Source organism: Chryseobacterium sp. JV274, assembly GCF_903969135.1.
Lineage (GTDB): Bacteria > Bacteroidota > Bacteroidia > Flavobacteriales > Weeksellaceae > Chryseobacterium.
On record NZ_LR824569.1, the window covers coordinates 2625001 to 2646365 of the forward strand.

15 protein-coding genes, 2 tRNA genes and 2 rRNA genes (1 of these 19 running past the window's edge) are annotated in these 21365 nt (G+C 36.5%); all 19 read right to left on the reverse strand.

Annotated features, from left to right (window positions below; translation table 11 throughout):
- Positions 1–424 (reverse strand): 23S ribosomal RNA (locus CHRYMOREF3P_RS12135); it reaches 2335 nt to the left of the window's first position.
- A gap of 203 nt (positions 425–627) precedes the next feature.
- Positions 628–701, reverse strand: a tRNA-Ala gene (locus CHRYMOREF3P_RS12140).
- 83 nt (positions 702–784) lie between these two features.
- Positions 785–858 (reverse strand) — tRNA-Ile (locus CHRYMOREF3P_RS12145).
- A gap of 197 nt (positions 859–1055) precedes the next feature.
- Positions 1056–2572, reverse strand: a 16S ribosomal RNA gene (locus CHRYMOREF3P_RS12150).
- The 16S and 23S rRNA genes sit together here with 2 tRNA genes alongside, the layout of an rRNA operon.
- A 587-nt stretch (positions 2573–3159) precedes the next feature.
- Entirely contained in the window at positions 3160–3840 is a 681-nt protein-coding gene (locus CHRYMOREF3P_RS12155; protein WP_180564732.1) for a hypothetical protein, read from the reverse strand.
- A 5-nt stretch (positions 3841–3845) separates the two neighbouring features.
- Positions 3846–4709 carry a dTDP-4-dehydrorhamnose reductase gene (gene rfbD, locus CHRYMOREF3P_RS12160; protein WP_180564733.1) on the reverse strand — a complete coding sequence of 288 codons (864 nt, stop codon included), beginning with the start codon at positions 4707–4709 and terminating at the stop codon, positions 3846–3848.
- A gap of 48 nt (positions 4710–4757) precedes the next feature.
- Positions 4758–5243, reverse strand: a complete 486-nt coding sequence (locus CHRYMOREF3P_RS12165) for an acyl-CoA thioesterase (protein WP_047377420.1) — start codon at positions 5241–5243, stop codon at positions 4758–4760.
- A 70-nt stretch (positions 5244–5313) separates the two neighbouring features.
- Positions 5314–5817, reverse strand: coding sequence for an OmpH family outer membrane protein (locus CHRYMOREF3P_RS12170; protein WP_047377419.1), 504 nt, complete (start codon positions 5815–5817; stop codon positions 5314–5316).
- A gap of 66 nt (positions 5818–5883) precedes the next feature.
- Positions 5884–6438, reverse strand: coding sequence for an OmpH family outer membrane protein (locus CHRYMOREF3P_RS12175; RefSeq protein WP_047381939.1), 555 nt, complete (start codon positions 6436–6438; stop codon positions 5884–5886).
- A gap of 8 nt (positions 6439–6446) precedes the next feature.
- On the reverse strand, positions 6447–8981 hold the full coding sequence (gene bamA / locus CHRYMOREF3P_RS12180) for an outer membrane protein assembly factor BamA (RefSeq protein WP_077419569.1): 2535 nt from the start codon (positions 8979–8981) through the stop codon (positions 6447–6449).
- A gap of 28 nt (positions 8982–9009) precedes the next feature.
- On the reverse strand, positions 9010–9759 hold the full coding sequence (locus CHRYMOREF3P_RS12185; RefSeq protein WP_077419568.1) for an isoprenyl transferase: 750 nt from the start codon (positions 9757–9759) through the stop codon (positions 9010–9012).
- A gap of 1 nt (position 9760) precedes the next feature.
- Positions 9761–10651, reverse strand: coding sequence for a DUF6089 family protein (locus CHRYMOREF3P_RS12190; RefSeq protein WP_077419567.1), 891 nt, complete (start codon positions 10649–10651; stop codon positions 9761–9763).
- A 213-nt stretch (positions 10652–10864) separates the two neighbouring features.
- On the reverse strand, positions 10865–13357 hold the full coding sequence (locus tag CHRYMOREF3P_RS12195; protein ID WP_077419566.1) for a polysaccharide biosynthesis tyrosine autokinase: 2493 nt from the start codon (positions 13355–13357) through the stop codon (positions 10865–10867).
- A gap of 2 nt (positions 13358–13359) precedes the next feature.
- Positions 13360–14244 carry a polysaccharide biosynthesis/export family protein gene (locus CHRYMOREF3P_RS12200; protein WP_077419565.1) on the reverse strand — a complete coding sequence of 295 codons (885 nt, stop codon included), beginning with the start codon at positions 14242–14244 and terminating at the stop codon, positions 13360–13362.
- Positions 14245–14279: 35 nt separating this feature from the next.
- A complete protein-coding gene (locus tag CHRYMOREF3P_RS12205; protein ID WP_077419564.1) occupies positions 14280–15398 on the reverse strand; it encodes a glycosyltransferase family 4 protein in 1119 nt (372 codons plus the stop codon).
- A 115-nt stretch (positions 15399–15513) separates the two neighbouring features.
- Positions 15514–16515: a glycosyltransferase family 2 protein gene (locus tag CHRYMOREF3P_RS12210; RefSeq protein WP_077419563.1), complete on the reverse strand. Its 1002-nt coding sequence runs from the start codon at positions 16513–16515 to the stop codon at positions 15514–15516.
- A gap of 3 nt (positions 16516–16518) precedes the next feature.
- Entirely contained in the window at positions 16519–17589 is a 1071-nt protein-coding gene (locus CHRYMOREF3P_RS12215) for a formimidoylglutamase (protein WP_077419562.1), read from the reverse strand.
- A 226-nt stretch (positions 17590–17815) separates the two neighbouring features.
- Positions 17816–18190: a hypothetical protein gene (locus tag CHRYMOREF3P_RS12220; protein WP_180564734.1), complete on the reverse strand. Its 375-nt coding sequence runs from the start codon at positions 18188–18190 to the stop codon at positions 17816–17818.
- 378 nt (positions 18191–18568) lie between these two features.
- Positions 18569–21145 (reverse strand): type I DNA topoisomerase, encoded by a 2577-nt coding sequence (topA, locus tag CHRYMOREF3P_RS12225; RefSeq protein ID WP_077419560.1) that lies wholly within the window; start codon positions 21143–21145, stop codon positions 18569–18571.
- Positions 21146–21365 lie beyond the last annotated feature (220 nt).

Sequence of the window (21365 nt, forward strand, 5' to 3'; positions counted from 1 at the left end):
ATCGGTCTTTCAGGAGTATTTAGCCTTGGAGGATGGTCCCCCCATATTCAGACAGGATTTCACGTGTCCCGCCCTACTCATTTATCACTCAAATATGCCTTTCATATACGGGGCTATCACCCTCTACGGCTGTTCTTTCCAGAACATTCTATTAAACATATATCAGCTTTTGGGCTAATCCGCTTTCGCTCGCCACTACTTACGGAATCTCTTCGATTTCTTTTCCTCCGGGTACTTAGATGTTTCAGTTCTCCGGGTTTGCTCCTCTTACGAGGTGACTGGTCTTCAACCAGCCGGGTTGCCCCATTCGGACATCTGCGGATCAATTCGTGTGTGCCAATCCCCGCAGCTTTTCGCAGCTTACCACGTCCTTCGTCGCCTCTGAAAGCCTAGGCATCCGCCATACGCCCTTAACGATTTCTTTCCTAATAATTATATTAGTTCAGTATTTTTTGATAAATTTAATTTATCGATATTTTTATAAACTCGGCACTCGAAAGTGCTCGGTTATCTCTTTGTGATGTCTTTACCGTTAATGTCAATGATCTTAAATTCTTTTTGTACAACTGATGAACAGATATTGTTTTTGGCTCTATCCGTAACTTTTAAATCAGTCTTCCAAAACTGTGGAGAATAAGGGAGTCGAACCCTTGACCTCCTGCGTGCAAGGCAGGCGCTCTAGCCAGCTGAGCTAATTCCCCCTCTAGTTGCTGTTGGCTATTTGCTTCTGGCTTCTGGCATTTTTGCCATCAGCTATAAGCTATTTGCCAGCCGCTTTAATTAGTAGTCTCGGGCAGGCTCGAACTGCCGACCTCTACATTATCAGTGTAGCGCTCTAACCAGCTGAGCTACGAGACTTTATATGAGTTATGGGGATGAGTAAGTAAGTTATACTTTTCCTCTTCTTCATTTCTCAATCTCTTTCCCTATACTAATTTCTAGTGGGTGTTGTATTTTTTATATAACCAACCAAACAAAAAACTAAAGCTTTACTTTGAAGTAAGTGCATGGTACATTTAAGTACCTTTGTTTTTTTATCGTCTTACGACGCTCTAAAATGAGATGTTCCAGCCGCACCTTCCGGTACGGCTACCTTGTTACGACTTAGCCCTAGTTACCTGTTTTACCCTAGGCAGCTCCTTTTACGGTCACCGACTTCAGGTACCCCAGACTTCCATGGCTTGACGGGCGGTGTGTACAAGGCCCGGGAACGTATTCACCGCGCCATGGCTGATGCGCGATTACTAGCGATTCCAGCTTCATAGAGTCGAGTTGCAGACTCCAATCCGAACTGAGACCAGCTTTCGAGATTTGCATCACGTCACCGTGTAGCTGCCCTCTGTACTGGCCATTGTATTACGTGTGTGGCCCAAGGCGTAAGGGCCGTGATGATTTGACGTCATCCCCACCTTCCTCTCTACTTGCGTAGGCAGTCTCACTAGAGTCCCCAACTTAATGATGGCAACTAGTGACAGGGGTTGCGCTCGTTGCAGGACTTAACCTAACACCTCACGGCACGAGCTGACGACAACCATGCAGCACCTTGAAAAATGTCCGAAGAAAAGTCTATTTCTAAACCTGTCATTTCCCATTTAAGCCTTGGTAAGGTTCCTCGCGTATCATCGAATTAAACCACATAATCCACCGCTTGTGCGGGCCCCCGTCAATTCCTTTGAGTTTCATTCTTGCGAACGTACTCCCCAGGTGGCTAACTTATCACTTTCGCTTAGTCTCTGATTCCGAAAAACCAAAAACGAGTTAGCATCGTTTACGGCGTGGACTACCAGGGTATCTAATCCTGTTCGCTCCCCACGCTTTCGTCCATCAGCGTCAGTTGTTGCTTAGTAACCTGCCTTCGCAATTGGTGTTCTAAGTAATATCTATGCATTTCACCGCTACACTACTTATTCCAGCTACTTCAACAACACTCAAGACCTGCAGTATCAATGGCAGTTTCACAGTTAAGCTGTGAGATTTCACCACTGACTTACAGATCCGCCTACGGACCCTTTAAACCCAATAAATCCGGATAACGCTTGCACCCTCCGTATTACCGCGGCTGCTGGCACGGAGTTAGCCGGTGCTTATTCGTATAGTACCTTCAGCTACCCTCACGAGGGTAGGTTTATCCCTATACAAAAGAAGTTTACAACCCATAGGGCCGTCGTCCTTCACGCGGGATGGCTGGATCAGGCTCTCACCCATTGTCCAATATTCCTCACTGCTGCCTCCCGTAGGAGTCTGGTCCGTGTCTCAGTACCAGTGTGGGGGATCACCCTCTCAGGCCCCCTAAAGATCGTTGACTTGGTGAGCCGTTACCTCACCAACTATCTAATCTTGCGCGTGCCCATCTCTATCCACCGGAGTTTTCAATTTAAAATGATGCCATTCTAAATATTATGGGGTATTAATCTCCCTTTCGAAAGGCTATCCCCCAGATAAAGGCAGGTTGCACACGTGTTCCGCACCCGTACGCCGCTCTCTCATTTCCGAAGAAACAATACCGCTCGGCTTGCATGTGTTAGGCCTCCCGCTAGCGTTCATCCTGAGCCAGGATCAAACTCTCCATTGTATGTTTGTCTGACTCACTCAAAGTTTTTTTACGCTTTAGTTTTTCCTTACTTGGTTGTTATATTGTATGTCAATGATCTTTATATCTTTCGCTTTGTAACGAAGCACTCTCTTCTGTCAGTGGCGCTCCGTATTTGCGAGTGCAAAAGTAAAACTTTATTTCTTAATGACCAAATGTTTTGAAAGAAAATTTTAAAGTTTTTTAAGTAACCTTAATCCCTCTCCTAAACCTCAATCACTCTACTCCTGCGCTCCCTTTATTTGGGACTGCAAAGATACAAACTCTTTTTAAACTCGCAACTTTTTTTGATAAAAAATTAAAGTTTTTTGTCTGCCTCTTTTTTGAAGTATCATAATGTCTATGCTTATCTAAAAGCTCTCCTGCGCTACTGTATTACTCTCGTTTTTCAGTGGGGCAAAGATAACAACTTATTGCAACGCAAAACAACTTTATTTAACATAAATTTTACACACCCGTAATATTTAACCCTAATACGCTGGAACGCAGAGAGAAAAATTTTAAACATTTGTTCTCAATTTAAATCTACCAAAAGGAAAACCTGTCATAATACTGTTGCAGGTAATTTTTTAAGGATTTTTTTCTTTGTAAATAGCGCTTAAAAATTCGGCATAGGACTTTTCCAACCCAATAATATCACCGGATTTAAGATTCAACCCTCCTACTCCTGAGTTATCCGGCTTTACTTTTAAAGATGAAACCTGAAAGTATAAGTTATCATCATTCGCTTTTGGCTGAACTTTGATAGTAGAACCCAGAAGTTTCTTGGTTGAAATTGTATAGACTTCCCCCGGAACAATTTTTAATTTTAAAAATGATCTTGGAGAGATAATATAGTCTTTACGATTGATGTTTATTTTCTGATCTTTTTCAGAGGATGCAAATATATACATCTCGCCATGCTGAGCTGCCAGCTTTTCTTTAGGTGTATAATATAAAGCAATCTTATAATTGGAAGCGTTGAATGGCTGAGCTACACCATCTATGCTTTCGAAAGGTTTTAATTCAAAAGTATTGGCACCGATCTCTTTTGCCTTTTTATAGACTAAGGAAAATGTAAGTGCATCATCTTTTGAAAAGCCCTGAACTTCTACTTCTCCTAAATAAACGGCATCAGCAGTGGCGGTTTCTTTTTTATAAAAGAATTTATCCGGGTTATCATTTGTTTTTTCAACTTTAGTCAGATAAACATTCTGTGCATTCCACAGCTGGACACACAATACGGAAAAGATGATTGCAATATTCTTCATATATATTATTGTTGTGAAAGTGTATCAACACATTCCTCAAGGCTGTTTTCCCAATGTTTGGGTTCTATTTTGTAAGTCTCTTCTATTTTATCCAAAGACATTGTACTTCTTACGGGTCTTTTGGCAGGTGTTGGATACTGTTCGGTTGTTAGTGGATTCAGTTTTACTGAAGATTTTGAAAATTCAGCAATTTTTTTTGCAAATTCAAACCATGTTGTCTCCGGATAGTTTGAGAAGTGAAAGACTCCATAGATTTTACGGTGAGCTTTGATGATATCCATGATAGCTTCCGCCAGATCATTTGCATTGGTCGGCTGTCCAAACTGATCAGCAACAATTCCCAGTTCTTTTTTCTGAGAGAAAAGGTTCAGCATGGTTTTCACAAAATTCTTATTGAACTCTGAGTACAGCCATGAGGTTCTCAGGATAATTGTTTTAGGATTAATTTCCAGAGCAAGTTCTTCACCTTTTCTTTTTGATTCTCCATATACGCCTATCGGATTTGTAAAATCATCTTCCGAGTATGGCAGATTTGTGGTTCCATCAAAAACATAGTCTGTAGAAACATGAATCAGGGTCGTTTTATAATCTACACACGCCTGGGCAAGATGAGCTACCCCATAAGCATTTACTGCAAAAGCTTTTTCTTTTTCTGTTTCAGCCAGATCTACCGCTGTGTATGCTGAAGCATTAATGCAGTAATCAGGTTTGTTATCATAAAAGAAGTCATTCACCTGGTCTTCATTGGTAACATCAAGAGTGGATGAGTCTGTAAATAAGAATTCATATTGATGTTCAAAGTCTGGAGCTATTTTTCTAATGCAGTTTCCCAATTGTCCGTTGCTTCCTATTACTGCTATTTTTTTCATTTATATATTATTAATTTTTAAGTTGGAATCTTCAATAAGAGTTGCTGATTAAGAATTTTTTGCATTTTGGCTTCTTAAAAACTTCACTCTTGACTGGAAGTCTTTCTGAATCAAATCTACATAAAACTTGTCGAAAATTTCTTTGACATCTTCGGGATGAACTTCAGATTTTCTTGTTTTAACATTGAAATAAATAACAGTTACCCAAAGTACGGCATGGATTGTCTTTTCATCTAAACTTTTCATAAGGATTTCCACTTTTGCCGTTCTATCCTGTACATCGATGGTTTTGCTGCTGATTACTACCTGTGTGTTATATCTTACTTCTTTTAAATAGGCTATTTCATTTTGAATAGCAATCCAGGTACAGCCGGTTTTCTTGGTATATTCTTCATAGGTAAATCCGTAGAATGTTTCCACATGATCTTCTCTGGCATTGAACATATAATCAAGATATTTTACATTATTCAAATGTCCGATCGGATCGCAGTCACTAAATCTAACTTTTACCGTAGTTGATACTTCTTTTTCCATTCCGCAAAAATAAAAAAACCACCTCTAATAGAGATGGTTAGTTTTATAAATCTTTGTTAATTTGCTGAAATTATTGAACTCCAAGTTCTTTCTTTACAGCTGGAGTAGCATCTGGTCCTGCTTTATAAAGGAATGCAGTTGAGTTAGCATCCATAATATAATCGTATCCGTTAGCTTTAGCTACTTTTTCTACTGCATCGTTCAGTTTTTTCTCAACTGGACCGAAAGCCAAATCCTGCTTAGCTTGTAGATCTTTTTGAGCTTTGTCCTGCATTTGCTGGATTTCTTCAGCTAATTTTTTCATTTCAGCTTCTCTTGCTGCGTTTTCGTCAGCTGTTTTTTTCGGAGCTTCTGTTTGATATTGCTGATATTTAGTTTGAGCTGCGTCAGCTTTTTTCTTAATCTCAGCTTGTTTAGTATCTAAGAATGTTTTAAGATCAGCATCTGCTTTCTTTTTCTCCGGCATAGCGTTAAGAACTCCCATTACATCTAAAGTAGCAATTTTTTGAGCTTTTGCCATACCTACAGATACAACCATCATTACTGCTGCAAATAATACACTTAATTTTTTCATAACTGGTAAATAAATAATTTAATTTGTTTTTAGATTTTAAAATATAGCAAAAGTTAATTTTTAAACTTATTTTTTGCCTTTGCTATTTGTTTTTTCCTTCTTATCTGTTCCTTTCAACAAAACAGACAATACTTTCTCGGTGTAATCATATTTTGACTGAAGGAAAATAACACTAATGTTATTGCTTTTATCAAGAACTATGCCCAATCCATTTTTTTCGGACATTGTTTTGATGGCTCCCCAGATCTGGTCCTGAAAAGGCAAAACAAGGTTTGTTCTCAGTTTTGTAATTTCACCGTTAGCTCCAAAACGTAAGCTAGTAGTCGTTTTAATATTTTTATCGAGGTCTACAACTTCTTTTTCTCTCAGTTTAAGCTGGTCACCTATCAATAATACTTTTTCACTTTCAAAAGCAGCTTTTTTTCTTTCATATTCAGATTGAAGACTTTGAAGTTCTGACTCCCAGGTATCGATCTGAGAATTCAATCTTGCTTCAGCTTCTTTATACTGAGGTAATTTATTTAAAATTTCATTAGTATCCACTACTCCTATTTTCTGGGCATTGCTGAATCCAAAAAGCAATAGTAATGCGAACGTGAAAATTATTTTAAAGTGCTTCATATTTGTAATTATAATGTTTGGTTCATCAAGAAGTGGTTTCTCCATCCTGACTTGTCACCTGATAATGTTTTATCAAGACCTAGTGCGAAGTCAAATCCGATTAATCCAAATGCTCCCATATAAACTCTTACTCCTATACCTACTGATCTTTTCAATTGGAACGGGCTGTAAGAACTCCATGAATTCCATACGTTACCTCCTTCAGCAAATGTCAATGCATAGATTTTTGCAGTCTGGCTCATTGAGATCGGGTATCTTAATTCTAAAGTAAATCTGTTATAGATTGTACCACCACCTGTCTGAGTAATATCATCTGCCTGACCTCCTTCTGTGCTGGCATTTTCATATCCTCTTAAAGGAATCAATTCTCTACCGTCATATCTACCTCCGAAAAGACCTGTACCTCCCATATAGAATCTTTCAAATGGCGGAGCTCCCAGTTTACTGTTATATCCGTCCATGAATCCCATTTCTGCAGAAGATCTCAAGACCAGTTTTCCAACGATTTCATTGTATACATCTGCCTTGAATTTAATCTTATAGAATTCCATCCACTTATACTTGTCAATAGCTGACATTGTAGAATAATCTTTCTTTTTAAACAATGAGTATGGAGGTGTCAGTTTTGCTGAAAGCTCAATATTGGATCCCATTGTCGGGAAGATTGGGTCGATACCTGCTGAGTTTCTGCTCAACCCTAAGTTCACACTGAAGTTATTGGCAGTACCATTCGTTTCTGTAGTATTTCCAAACTGGAATGGATAGTTATTGAAATCATACTTCTGGAACTGTAATCCTGTGTACAATGAGAAATAATCATCCGGCCAGTTCAATAGTCTGTTTAAACCAGCTGAAGCAGAGAAGATATTAAGCTTCTGAGCTGCTCCATATTGATCCGTATATCTTACTCTGGAGTTATTCAAACTTACAGAAAGGGCTGTTGCTCTTGTACCAAATAACCACGGCTCTGTAAATGATACCCCGTAATTTTGGAAATACTGTCCTGCCTGCACCTGAATAGAGAACGTTTGTCCGTCTCCCTGAGGTACTGGTTTGAAGTCTTTAAACTTAAGGAAGTTCTTTAATGAGAAGTTATTAAAAGTTAATCCTAAAGTACCAATGAAGCTGTTACCACCGTAACCTGCCTGCAGCTGTACTTGGGAAGATCCTTTTTCTACAAGCTTCCAGTTAATATCAACAGTGTTGTCCTGCTGGTTTGGCTGGATATCCTGTCCGATCTGCTGAGGGTCAAAGAATGACATCCCTGCTAAATCGAAATATGTTCTTTTAATTTCCGTTTTCTTGAATAGTTCTCCCGGTTTTGTTCTCAGTGCTCTAAGGATAACGTGGTCATGGGTTGTAGTATTCCCCTGCCATGTTACTTTATTCCAGGTAGCCTGCTCACCTTCATTAATTCTAACTTCAAGGTTTACAGCATCTCCTGATACCGATTTTTCAACAGGTGTAACATTGGAGAAAAGGTAACCGTTGTTCATGTAAACAGATTTGATATCTGAATCATCTTCTTTACCTCCATCTTCTCCAACTTTTTTGTTGAATCCTACTGCATCGTAAATATCTCCTTTCTTGTATCCTAATAATCTCTGTAAATATTCTGTAGCGTATACTGTATTCCCCGTGAATGTAACGTCCCCGATGTAATATTTTTTACCCTCATTAAGTTTTACATTGATTTCGTAGTTATTTCTTTTGTTTCTCCACACTGAATCTGAAACAATTTTCGCATCTCTATATCCCAGGGAGTTATAATAATTGATAAGACCTTGCTTATCTTCCTGATATTTATCTTCAATGAATTTTGAGGATTTCAAAATACCACCAATACCAAAACGTTTTTGTTTTGTTTCTTTGAAAGCTTTGTTTCTAAGCTTTCTATCGGTTACATTTTCGTTTCCTTCAAATTCAATATGATCAATCTTAATTCTTTTTCCCTTTTCTACATTAATAGTCCAGTCTACTAAAGCAGGATCTCCTGCGTTTACTTTATCCTGAATACTGATTTTAGCATCTGCAAAACCTTTCTTAATATAGTCTTTAGGGACATTTGTTTTAAGACTAGACACTAAGTTTTGAGTAATCTTAGTTCCTGGTTTAAGGTTGTTATCCTTTGCCAGCTTTTCACTCTTAGATTTACCAATTCCTTTTCCTGCAAATTTCACTTCTCCAAGTTCTTTCAGATCCTGCAGGTGAAATTTCAGAACGATTGTCTGTCCTTCAATGCTTTGAACATAAACTTCCACTTCAGAAAAAGATTGGGTATCCCAAAGTTTTTTAACAGCATTGCTGATTTTCTGTCCCGGAATGTCTACGCTTTCTCCTTTAGTAAGACCTGTAAATCTTAAGATCTGAGCTGGTGTATATTTTTTTACCCCATCTACAACGATGTCTTTAAGTGTATAAGTGCCTGCCTCATTTTCTGCGTGGACAGCATTATTTACTTTTGTGCTGTCTTGTGGAGTTACTTGTCCATAAAAATGTGCAGAAGCAGCAAACATAATGATGGGTAATAGTCTAAACTTCATTTTATCGAGTCTTTCTTTTCTTAAAATTTTATTGGCCTTTTACTTGCTCACCGGTTAAACCGTATCTTCTTTCTTTGTTTTGATAATCTACAATACATTGAAAGAAAATATCTTTGGTAAAATCCGGCCACAGAACATTTAAAAACTGTAGTTCTGCATAAGCGATCTGCCAAAGCAGGAAATTACTTATTCTTATTTCACCGCTGGTTCTGATCAGTAAGTCTACAGGAGGAAAATCTTTTGTATAAAGGTAGCTTTCAAATAAACTTTCGTTAATATTTTCTATCTCTACTTTTCCTTCTTTTACATCAGAACTTATATTTTTAACGGCTTCCAGCATTTCATTTTGTGAGCCATAGCTTATAGCTAATACAAGGTTTCCTTTTGTGTTTTCTTTTGTGAGTTCTACCACACGTTCCAACTGCTCTTTTACCAAAGCAGGCAGTTTATCAAGGTTCCCTATCACATGCATTCTCAATCCCTTGCTGAAGATTTCTTCTGCTTCAAGCAGTAATGTTTCTACCAGCAGGTTCATAAGGGTATTTACTTCTTCGGTTGGACGACTCCAATTTTCTGAAGAGAATGTATAAAGTGTTAAGTAAGGGATATTAATCTCATTACAGGCATTAATAGCATTTCTTACTGCATTAATGGCATTTTTGTGACCGAAAGTTCTTTCTTCGCCACGAGATTTTGCCCATCTTCCATTACCATCCATAATGATGGCTACGTGTTTTGGTAAATTCTCAGAATTTATTTTATCTTTAATCAACGACATATTATTCACAATAACATGGAGGCCTTCCGAACGAATACGTGAGCCCTAAGCTAAACGTATTCATCCAATCTTTAGATCTGCCATCTCCAATATTTCTCTTATTAATAAACTCTGTTTCTCTTTCTTTAGAAACCGCATAATAATTTCCTGACTGTAATAATGAACCTCCTGTTGCAGGGTCCAAAATATCAGCATTAAAAGAAGTTTTTACATCTTCGGAAAGAATCTTACTATGATCCAGCTGATCCGTCAATGTATATCTGAATGTAGCTTCTGCAAATATTGCCCAGGAGTGGTTGAATTTATACTTCAAACCTACCCCAAAAGGAATATGCATCGTTACTTTTTTCCCTAATGAATACTCTGTTCTTGTGGTGAAGTCCAATTCATTGATTGGAGCCTGCGCCACCCCATCTGCATCTCTTCTGAAATCATTCACAAGATTTGCTTTAGGAGCATCAAACATTAAAGCACCAACACCTCCGAAGATATAAGGGCTTAGCATGCTGATCTGCTCATTATTTACCGGGAAAAAGTTATACTCAAACATTAAACTCGCCTCATACACATTATTTTTTCCGTATGAGTTTCTATTTCTTCTATAATCTTCTTTCGCAGCTTTATCACTAAACTGAACCTGGTTGTATCCTAAATCCAATCTAACGGTCTGATGCGGGTTAAAATTAAATCTATATAACAAACCTCCATAAAATGGGATGCCCCAATCTGACACTCTGTTTAAATCCAACGGCTTCTGTAAAATATAATTTGTCCTTCCTACATCTCCCACTAGGTTACTCATACCTAGACGAACTCCCAATTCGTTTCTTTGTGCTTTAACACTTACCACTCCAAGGAAGGCAAGGAAGCTAAACAATAATTTTTTATTCATAAAAGAATATGGATTTATGGTTATTTTAAAATTTAATTTTTGCAAATATAAAACATTTTTATATTAATGATAATCTTAATGTTTAGTTAAAAATAAACAAAAAAACATAATTTGTTATAAAGTAAACGGCAAAGTGGCAAAAATATTCTTTTTTTCATAGAATGAAAATACATTAAATATGAAAAAACCCCCATTAAATGAGGGTTTAATGCTTTATTTTTTATTAAATAATACCTGTACTTTATTTCTGATCCTTATCAACAATGGTTCTTTATAATTTTTATCTTCATCAAAATATCCGTAACCATAGCCGTAGCCATAACCGTAACCGTAGCCTTGTTTTGTATTATAATCATTATAAACAAGTCCTAAATTGTCAATCTCATCATTATGATACTTATCCGTGATCATTTTCAGCATATACTTTTCTGTGTATTCATGGCGCACAACATAAATATTGGCATCAGAATGCTTCATAAGCTCATATGAATCTGCCACTAATCCTACCGGTGGTGAATCTATAATAATGAAATCATATTTTTCTTTCAGTTCTTCTATAAATTTGATATTTCTCTGGCTCATTAAAAGCTCAGAAGGGTTTGGCGGGATAGGTCCTGAAGTGGCAACATCCAGATTTGGGATTTTTGTTTTGTTGACAATCTGATCAATTCCCACTTCCCCGGTCAGATAATTTGAAATACCATATTTATTATCAATCTTGAAGTCTCCAAAGATTTTTGGTTTTCTAAGGTCCATTCCCAATAAGATTGTTTTTTTATCACTTAATCCAATTACAGATGCCAGATTAATGGAAATATAAGTTTTTCCTTCTCCTCCGATGGATGATGTGATTAATATAACCTTCCCTTTTTGATCTTCATTATCCATCAAAAATCTCATATTGGCTCTTATTCCCCTGAAGGCTTCTGATACGGATGATTTTGGCTGCTCCAGAACAGTAAGCATATTTTCATTGTTGTTATTTCCGATAACCCCAAGAAGCGGAATTTTTGTAGCACTTAAAAGGTCTTTAATATTTCGGATCTTGTTGTCAAACACCTCACCAATCAGGATAAATAATAGTGGAAGCAGTAACATTCCAGAAATAATAGCCGTTTTCGCCAATTTAACATTAGGCCCAATTGGTCTTTGTCCTAAATTTTTAGCCGGGTCAATGACCGTTATATCAGACTGATTGGTAGCCATTCTCATCTGGGTATCACTCTGTCTGCCCAAAAGACTGTTATAAGTAGCTTCAATCATGTTATAGCCTCTCTCTGCGTCCAGATATCTTCTTTCTTTTTCAGGATAAGTCGCTAAATCAGAATTGGCACCAGCCATTTCACGGTCTATCTTATTGATTTCTTCATAATATCGGTTATAATAGCTTCTCAAACTATTGGACGACCCCATTCTTGCCTCATCAATAAGCCTGTTGATTTCTCTCATAGGCTCTGATGACGGTTTATAAATAGTGGCCATTTCAGCTTTTTTGATATATAAAGCTTTAAGTTCAGAAACCGTTGCTGTGAAAACACCATCTTCAAAACCTGCCGCATTTGTTCCGATCATTTTATCAAAATTCTGAGACTGAAGTGTGTTCTTGATATTATTCAGAGAGCTGATTTTACTGATGATATCAGCTTTTTTAGCTTCAAGTTCTTTTATTTTTTCGAGAGATTTTTCATCTCTGTCTTTAATATTATAAAGTTTTTCTGAAGTCTTTAAATAATTAAGCACATTTGCGCTTGAATCAAGTTTTTTACGGATATTCCCAAGGTTGTCTTTTAAAAAAATATCCGTATTCTTATTAACGATATTTTTATCAGCAAGTCTTTTTTTCTGCAGTTCTGCAACAGATTTATTCAGGAAATTAACTGTACTATTAAGGTTGTATCCTTTTTTAGTAATAATCATAATAGACCTGATTTCTTTGTCAAAGTCTACTCCTGTAGTAGAAACAATTTCATCTACACTCTGGTTTACAGAGTTCAGATTGATAATAATATTATCCAGCTTAATTTTGGTAGCAACAGGATTTTGAAGCAGCCTGAATCTCAGGTTAGGCGAATTATACCACTCATTAATTTTGATGGTTTTATCTGCTGGTCTGCTATAAGCGTTAATATCCTGGAATCCTTCTACTTCATAGTTATATAAGTTCGTTGATTCTCCTTCTTCAGGCAAAACCACTTCATATGCTCCATTTCCTTTCGGTATCAATGTAATAGGATAATTGATCTGCTGAAGGTGCTTTTTATCAATCTGAAGAAAAACAGGTGAATCATCTTTGTCCAGGTAAGTAGATTTTATAAGCCCTTTGGTAGAATAGTTTACAAAAAGATCTAATTCTTTTACCAAAAATTCGTTATGAGATCTGGATAAAAGCATTTTCTTCAAATAAAGCCCATCCTGATTTCCTGTATCTCCCCAAATGAAGTTAATAGATTGGTTAGATTGAGTTGGCAGAAACTCCGAAGCTTTACTGGAGGTACTTAATGATAAGTCTGATGCATAAATATTTTGTGCATAATATTTACTGTATACCCACGCTATGGCATAGCCAATGATAAGCATTAATACAAACCAGTACCAGTTTTTAAGAATCCTTTTTAAAAAGTGTTCTAAATCAAATAAGGCAAATGTCCCGGATTTATCTTTCTGAGAATTAGTCTTCTCTGCAGTGTTTACTCTTTCTGGAATCATGGCTAAAGATTTTTAAGGAGTAAATAAATAGATAATGCAGTAGTAATTACAGAAACTCCTGTAGTCAAAGTCTGGATCGGGTCTTTTCCGAATCCATTCAAGCTTTTCGCTCTTGTATTCAGATAGATTTCATCTCCGTTCTGTATATAATAATAAGGAGAGTTCATAAGATCTTCACGGGTAAGATCTATTTTTGCAATTTTGATTCCTTCTGGAAGCTTTCTGTGAATAACGACTTCTCTTTTATCAATAGTTCTGTTCAATCCACCATTAATGGCCAATGCCTCAGTAATGGTAAGGGTATTTTTGTGGACTACTTTTTCGCCTGAAAGTCCTGTAGTTTCCACATCACCAAGAATATAATATGTAATACCGTCTGTATTCAGTCGTACTTCAGATTTACCTTCCTGGAAATTTTCATTTACTTTATCCTGTATTTCTTTTGTAATATCGTCAAGAGTTCTTCCTTCAGCTTTTACATATCCTATCCCGAACACATTGATATCACCATTGGAGTCCACCTTCAGTCCGTTAAAGTAAAAATTCATATTTCCACCTCTTCCACCTCCGGAATTAGCACTCACTACACCTGCTGCACTACCACCTCCTGATATTGCAGAACTTATTGCCCCTCCGCCGGTAACTCCGCCTGAAGTATTGTAAGAGGAATAAAACTGTGCAGCATCTCCTTTGGGAGTAGTTACAATATTAAGATTAAGGATGTCGTTTTTAGTAATCCTGTACACGGGAATATTGTACGGGATAAGACCTTCTTCGTTAATGACAAGACTTTCGCTTGGCTGCAAGTACCTCACATCTTTTGTTGTGATACATGAGGTAACTAAAAAAGGGAATATTAAAAATAAATATTTAAAATTCTTCATCATATTTGAATATTGTTTACAAAAGTAATATTTAATTGTTAATTTTTGTTATTTCTTAATCGATATAGCAAATCTGGCAGATAAGCTCCGAAAAAGCCTAATGAAATAATCACCAATAATAACAGATTGACATTAATATGTCTTAAATAATAAGCAACTCCCACAATCATCAAATAGTAAAGAATGATATAAAAAGTAGATCTTCTGTGGGTAAGATTTAGCTTCAACAGCTTATGGTGAATGTGATTTTTATCAGCGTCAAATGGTGATTTCTTATTGTAAAGCCTTATAAATATTACATTTAATGTATCTACGATCGGAAGAATCAGGATCGCTACAGCTACTACAGGAGCAGACTGAAGGTGATATCTTGGTACATCTACCAGGTTTTTATCAATAAAAATATCTATGAAACAAATGGAGGTAAAGGCCAGTAAAAAGCCAAGCAGCATAGATCCGGTATCTCCCATAAATATTTTACGGGTACGGTAGTTAGACAGGTTATAATACAGAAAAGCCAATACAGTCCCGATAATAACAACAGATAATACCACCAGCGGATAATTATATTCTCCCAACCGGTAATAGCTTATTCCAAATAAAGCACTGCAGATTACAGAATAACCGCCTGCCAGTCCGTCTATCCCATCGATCAGGTTGAAAGCATTGATCAGAATAATAAAGGTGGTAATACTGAACAGTACACTTACAAAATACTGCAGTTCATACACACCAAATATCCCAAATAAACTTCTTATTCTAATATCTGACCCAATCACCACCAGTGAAGACACTACAATTTGTGCAACAAGTTTTTTATAAGCCCTCATTACAACAATATCATCCATTACCCCTACATAAAGCAGAATAATCAATGAAGCAAATAAAAATTTGTAGAGGTCAAAAAGCTCATAGGCAAAAATAGAAGCACAAATTCCAATTGAATAGAAAATAGCAATTCCACCAAGGTTAGGAATTTCTCTAAGATGCGAACTTCTTATCCCAGGCTCATCCATCAGATTCTTCCTTCTTGAGATCTTGACGATGGTAGGAATAGAGAAAAAAGTAATTAAAAAGGCGAATACGAAACCAAGTCCTATTTTTACATAGAAAATAGGTATTCCCGATCCGCTTAAGAACAATTCAAAATTTTTCATTCTTTCTTATTCAGCACTTGTCTCTCTCTCAATAAAAACTCATCATGTAGAACTTATAAAGAACTTCATCATCATTTTCTACTGCTCGAAACAATAGCACGTACATTTGTGTTTATTAAATTAACTTCCTTATCAATCTTTTCTGTCCTCCAAAAAACAGCAGATAAAAAATTTTTTTCTTCAAAGGCAAAGATAAAAGATAATTCTTACCAAAACGACTATACTTCAATATATCTTGAATTTTTATTTGTCTTTCCTTCATAAAAAGGACCAGCTGCTCAGACATACTATAAAATATTTCTTCTTTTTTCACAAAGGCCAGATAAGCCAGAAATGAATAAACTCCTTCAAAAATCTGGAAGTTTTTTAATTCCTCTTTTTTGTGAGAATATTGAGATTCGGTGAATACATTTTCCACATCGGCCACTGCTTTCAGCATATCAAGTCCTTTTTCCGTATGGGTCTTCGTAATAGAATCTGTACGTTCAAGATATTGATAATGGAAATTTTGGGTCTGGGCAATGGCATCACATTCCAGCAAAAGTTGTGGAATCAACTGAATATCTTCAAAATGAACACCTTTTTTAAATCTTCTTTGGTTAAAAAGTTCTTTTTTGAACAGCTTATTGCATGCAAAATAGCTGATATCCGAGAACACTGAAAAATTATTTTCAAGGGTTATTTTCTCGGGCATGTTTGGAAGCTGAGTCAGTTTTTGGGTAACCTTCCCGGTTTCGTCAACTTTCTGAATATTGCAGATCACCATTTTTGCCTGATGTTTTTCTCCTAAAAGAAACATTTCTTCAAACATTGTCTCGGAAACATAATCATCACTGTCTACAAAACCTATATAATCTCCGGAAGCTCTGTCAAGCCCAAAATTACGGGCATCACTTAAACCTCCGTTTTCTTTAGTAAAAGCTTTTATTTTTTCCGGATATCTCTGTGCATATCCTTCAATGATTTTTCCAGAATTATCTTTACTTCCATCGTTCACTACAAGAATCTCAATATTAGAGAGGCTCTGGTTCACCAGGGAGTCAAGGCATTTTGTCAGATAATTTTCGACATTGTAAACAGGAACAATAATGGATACTTTTGGGGGAGCATTTGTCATACATTAAATTTTCGTCAGTCTTGCATTCAGCCAGCCTTTTTTAGCTTCATCAAAATCCTTTCTGGAACATGGAATGCAGTTTTCTATATTTTCATCATCGCCAAAATACCACAAATTACTGAAAGTATCACGCTTGAAAGCATATTGCCTGTCATCTATCAAAACATAGAACAGTTCATAATGCCTTTCTTTCGGATGGGAATGCTGAATATTGATTCCTTCAATCAGATACCATAACATTTGTGCTAAAAGCTGGTGGTTCAACTGGTTTTCTGAATAAATATTATAATTAAAAATCCCAACAGATTTCAGATTTTCACTTAATCCGATTTCTTTCATGTAGGCACAGATCTCTCTTCTGTTGAGTCCATTGACCTGTGGATTCATAGAAAAAGGTTCGCTGAAGCTTTCCACAGCATCACAATTTACGGTCACCAGATCTGCTTTTCTGAAGAAAGGTTCTGTTTTTTCTGTAGAATTCATCATTTCAGCGAGACGGATAATATCAAACTCTACTTCTTTGATCAGTCTTACAGAATCCATTTCATTCAAATGCTTCTGATATCCTAAATGGTGGTAATTTTTAATAGAGAAATTCTTGGCTCCGAAAATTTTGCCTAGAAAAGTATGTTCATTGATTGTTTCACCCTGTTGAAGGGAAATAATATTACTGATTTGGGTATAATTGATATTTTTCTGATGAAAATTCAAAGCAGAAAATAATGAGAACGCAAAATCATTGGATCCACCCACAATCACCGGAATTGCTCTTTTGTAATGACATGCCGACAGTACTTCCTGCAAAATATAATGGGTATCCTGAACAGATTTTCCAGATACCAGATCCCCGAGATCTACAACAGGAATTTCAAAATCCATCTGCGAAAGTTTATAAAACTCGTTCCTCACTGCTGTAAAATCCTGCACTTCTGCATCTCCGCCCACACCTCTGTAATCAGACACAAACAAAAGAACAATACTGTCTTCTCTGATATCTTTTGTAATCCGATTTCCTATCTGCCAGCTTTCTGTTTTGAAATTTCTTGGTGAAATGATAAAGTCTTCGAAATCCATATTTTAATTTGAATGTAATAATTGATTAATTGCTTGATATAACAAACATACAAAAAACATGGGAACTGAGCAGAATGTGGTATATTTTGTTCATAAAAAAGCCCTCAACATCTTTTAATAGCTTTATATTTTCGCCAACCTTATTTTTCATCAACCTTATAAAAACAAATCCGCCTCACATATTGTATGAGGCGGACTTTTTTATTATAATTCGTATGTTAACTAATTAGCACTTTCCGAATGATTGGCTGATAATTGTTATTCCGCCTATAATAATTGTAACTCTGATTCCTGTTGGAATTCCCCAGGTAGTACATATAGATAAACAAGCCTGACCAGCTGTTCCATTAGGAATACTTAAGGGTATACTGAAACAGTACTTCCCAAAACCTAATGGTAAGTTGATACAAACTTTGTTGTTCTCAACAGTAATTGAGATACACTCTGCTGTTACAAGAAGATAACCTACACTGGCATTGGCAAGGCTTAAGTCTGTGTCTGCTCCTGATGAACGAAGATTTGCCTGACTGTCTTCGTGTGATCTTTTTGCCGCTTCTAATGCGTGCGAGATAGCTTCTTTGCTAAAATTAAATTCTGACATGATTTGATAGTTTTGTTTTTCTTACTCGTTTGGCTTTTCAGAATCCGCCTCGTTTTTAAAGTGGTTCCTGAACTCCACCGTCTGTAATATTACGATGTAAATCTATAGAATTAAAATACTGAATATCACAGTCTTAGTACTGAATTTTTCATTTGCGTATTTATACTTAAAGCTAAGTAATAAGCGTGTATAGATATTAATTCTCAATACAGAGAAATTTATTTAGTTATTATCTTGTTATAATTTTTGCATTTTTTGAAGTGATTATAAATGAAAAAACACAAGTTAAAAACTCATGTTATCACTTATTATCTTACTTTATAAAAACAGAAAAAGCACAGACCAAAATCTGTGCTTTCATATTTTAATAAAGACTATTTATTTCTTAGCTGCAGGTTTCTTGGCCGCAGGTTTTTTAGCTGTTGTAGCTGCCTTCTTAGTTGTGGCTGCTTTTTTAGCTGCAGGTTTTTTCTTTTCTGCAAAAGCTTTAGGATCCTGATCTGTAATCCATTTTTTAACCTCATCTAAAGAAAGCTCTTTCAACTCATCTGCTTCATATTTTGTATCATCTGCTTTCTTCGGAATTTTGAACATTGCCTTTCCGAATTTGATGAAAGGTCCCCATCTTCCGTTTTCAATGGAAATTTTTTCTTTTTCCCACTGCTGGATATATCGGTTGGCTTCTTTTTCAAGCTTGGCATCAATTAATTCATTGATATCGCTTTGAGAAAGATTTTCAAAGTCATATTTTTTTGGAACATTTACGAAAATAGCTTTGTATTTGATAAATGGCCCGAATCTTCCTGTTCCTTTCGTTACCGGCTCACCTTTATAGGTGGCAATTGGAGCATCAGCAATTTTCTTTTCATTGATGATTTCTTCTGCACGTTTCTGATCTACAGAAAGAGGGTCTTCTCCTTTTGGAATGCTGATATAAGTTTCTCCCCATTTCACGTAAGGACCAAATCTACCAACCCCTACAGAAACCGGCTGTCCATCAACTTCACTTAAATCGAAAGGAAGTTTGAATAGTTCTAATGCCTCTTCAAAAGTAATGGTAGCAATATTCTGACCTGTCATTAATGAAGCAAAAATTGGTTTCTCTTCATCATCAGTTTCTCCGATCTGGATCATCGCTCCAAATCTTCCGATTCTTGCATGAACATTTTTACCAGTTTTCGGATCTACCCCTAATAGTCTGTCTCCTGTTGCACGGTCTGCATTTTCTTCTACATCTTCGATTCTCGGGTGGAATTTTGAGTAGAAATTCGTCATCATTTCTTTCCATTTCTGGTCACCACTTGCAATTTCGTCAAAACTTTCTTCTACTCTTGCCGTGAAACCGTAGTCAAGAATTTCTCTAAAGTTATCAGTCAGGAAATCATTTACCACTTCACCTATATCTGTGGGTAAGAATTTATTTTTATCACCTCCGAATTTCTCTTCAAGAACTACTTTTTTGATCTTATCCTTGGCTAAAGACATTTTGATCACTTCACGGGTATGCGGCTCGATTTCTCTCTTATCCACATATTCTCTATTCTGAATCGTCTGAATCGTCGGAGCATAAGTAGATGGTCTTCCAATCCCTAATTCTTCAAGCTTTCTCACCAATCCGGCTTCGGTATATCTTGCACTTGGTCTTGTGAATTTTTCAGTAGCGGTAATAGTTTTATAGTTCAATACCTCTCCTACACTTACTTTTGGCAGTAACTTATCATTGTTTTCCTCATCTTCATCTTCTGTCTTCACAATACCATAAGCTTTCAGGAAACCATCAAATATGATCACCTCTCCCTGTGCTTCAAAATGATGGGGTAATGATGCATTCCCGATTTCGATCACAGTCTTTTCAATTTTCGCATTGGCCATCTGAGAAGCCAGTGTTCTTCTGTATATGAGTTGGTATAGCTTATTCAGCTGTGCATCTCCTATACTTTTCACTCCAAAATCCGTAGGACGGATTGCTTCGTGAGCTTCCTGTGCGGAAGCAGATTTTGTAGTATAATTTCTTGGAGAAGAATATTCTGCTCCATATTCTGATGTAATTTGTTTTTTAGCTCCTTCAATTGCTTCCTGAGAAAGGTTTACGGAATCTGTTCTCATATAGGTAATGTACCCTTCTTCATACAGCCTTTGTGCCATACGCATGGTATTGGTTACATTATACCCAAGTCTTGAGGAAGCCTCCTGCTGTAATGTGGAGGTTGTAAATGGAGCTGAAGCAGAACGGGTACCCGGCTTGGTTTCAACATTCAGAACTTTAAATTCTGTAGTTTTTGCCTGCTCAAGAAATTTTTCTGCATCTTCTTCTTTTTCGAAGTCTTTTTTCAGTTTGGCAGCTATTTCCTGCTCTGTTTTATTTAAAAAAATTCCGTCAAGTTTAAAACTTGCTTTTGGTTTAAACTCACGAATCTCCTTTTCTCTTTCAACAATTAATCGTACTGCTACAGATTGTACTCTTCCGGCAGATAATCCAGGTTTTACTTTCTTCCATAAAACGGGTGACATTTCAAAACCTACAATTCTGTCCAGCACTCTTCTTGCCTGCTGGGCATTTACTAAGTTCTGATCTATATCTCTCGGATTGTCGATTGCTTTTAGAATGGCGTTTTTGGTAATCTCATGGAATACAATTCTTTTTCTGTTTTCAGGCTTCAATTTCAGCTCATCCGCAAGGTGCCATGCAATAGCCTCTCCTTCGCGGTCCTCATCGGAAGCGAGCCATACCATATCGGCTTTCTTTACTGCAGCCTTTAATTCGGTTACCAATTTCTTCTTGTCTGCGGAAACTTCGTAATCAGGACTGAATGTAGTAAGGTCTATCCCCATTCCTTTTTTAGGAAGGTCCCGGATATGCCCGAAACTGGATTTCACTTCAAAATCCTTTCCTAAATATTTTTGAATAGTTTTTGCTTTTGCCGGGGACTCTACGATTACTAAATTTTTCGACATTCTAACTAAAAATTTTTGCAAAAGTAAAGCTTTTTTATTATATACTTTTTGTAAAACGGGTTTAATTTAACAATCCAGATGGTTTATACCCCTTTTCAGCACCCATTTTTTAAAGATTCAAGCCCTTTGTAGTATAGGTTTTAGAGAGTTATATAGTTATCAACATTTTATGATATAGAATTTTTCATCAACCATCATAGATGTAAAAGATATGCTTACC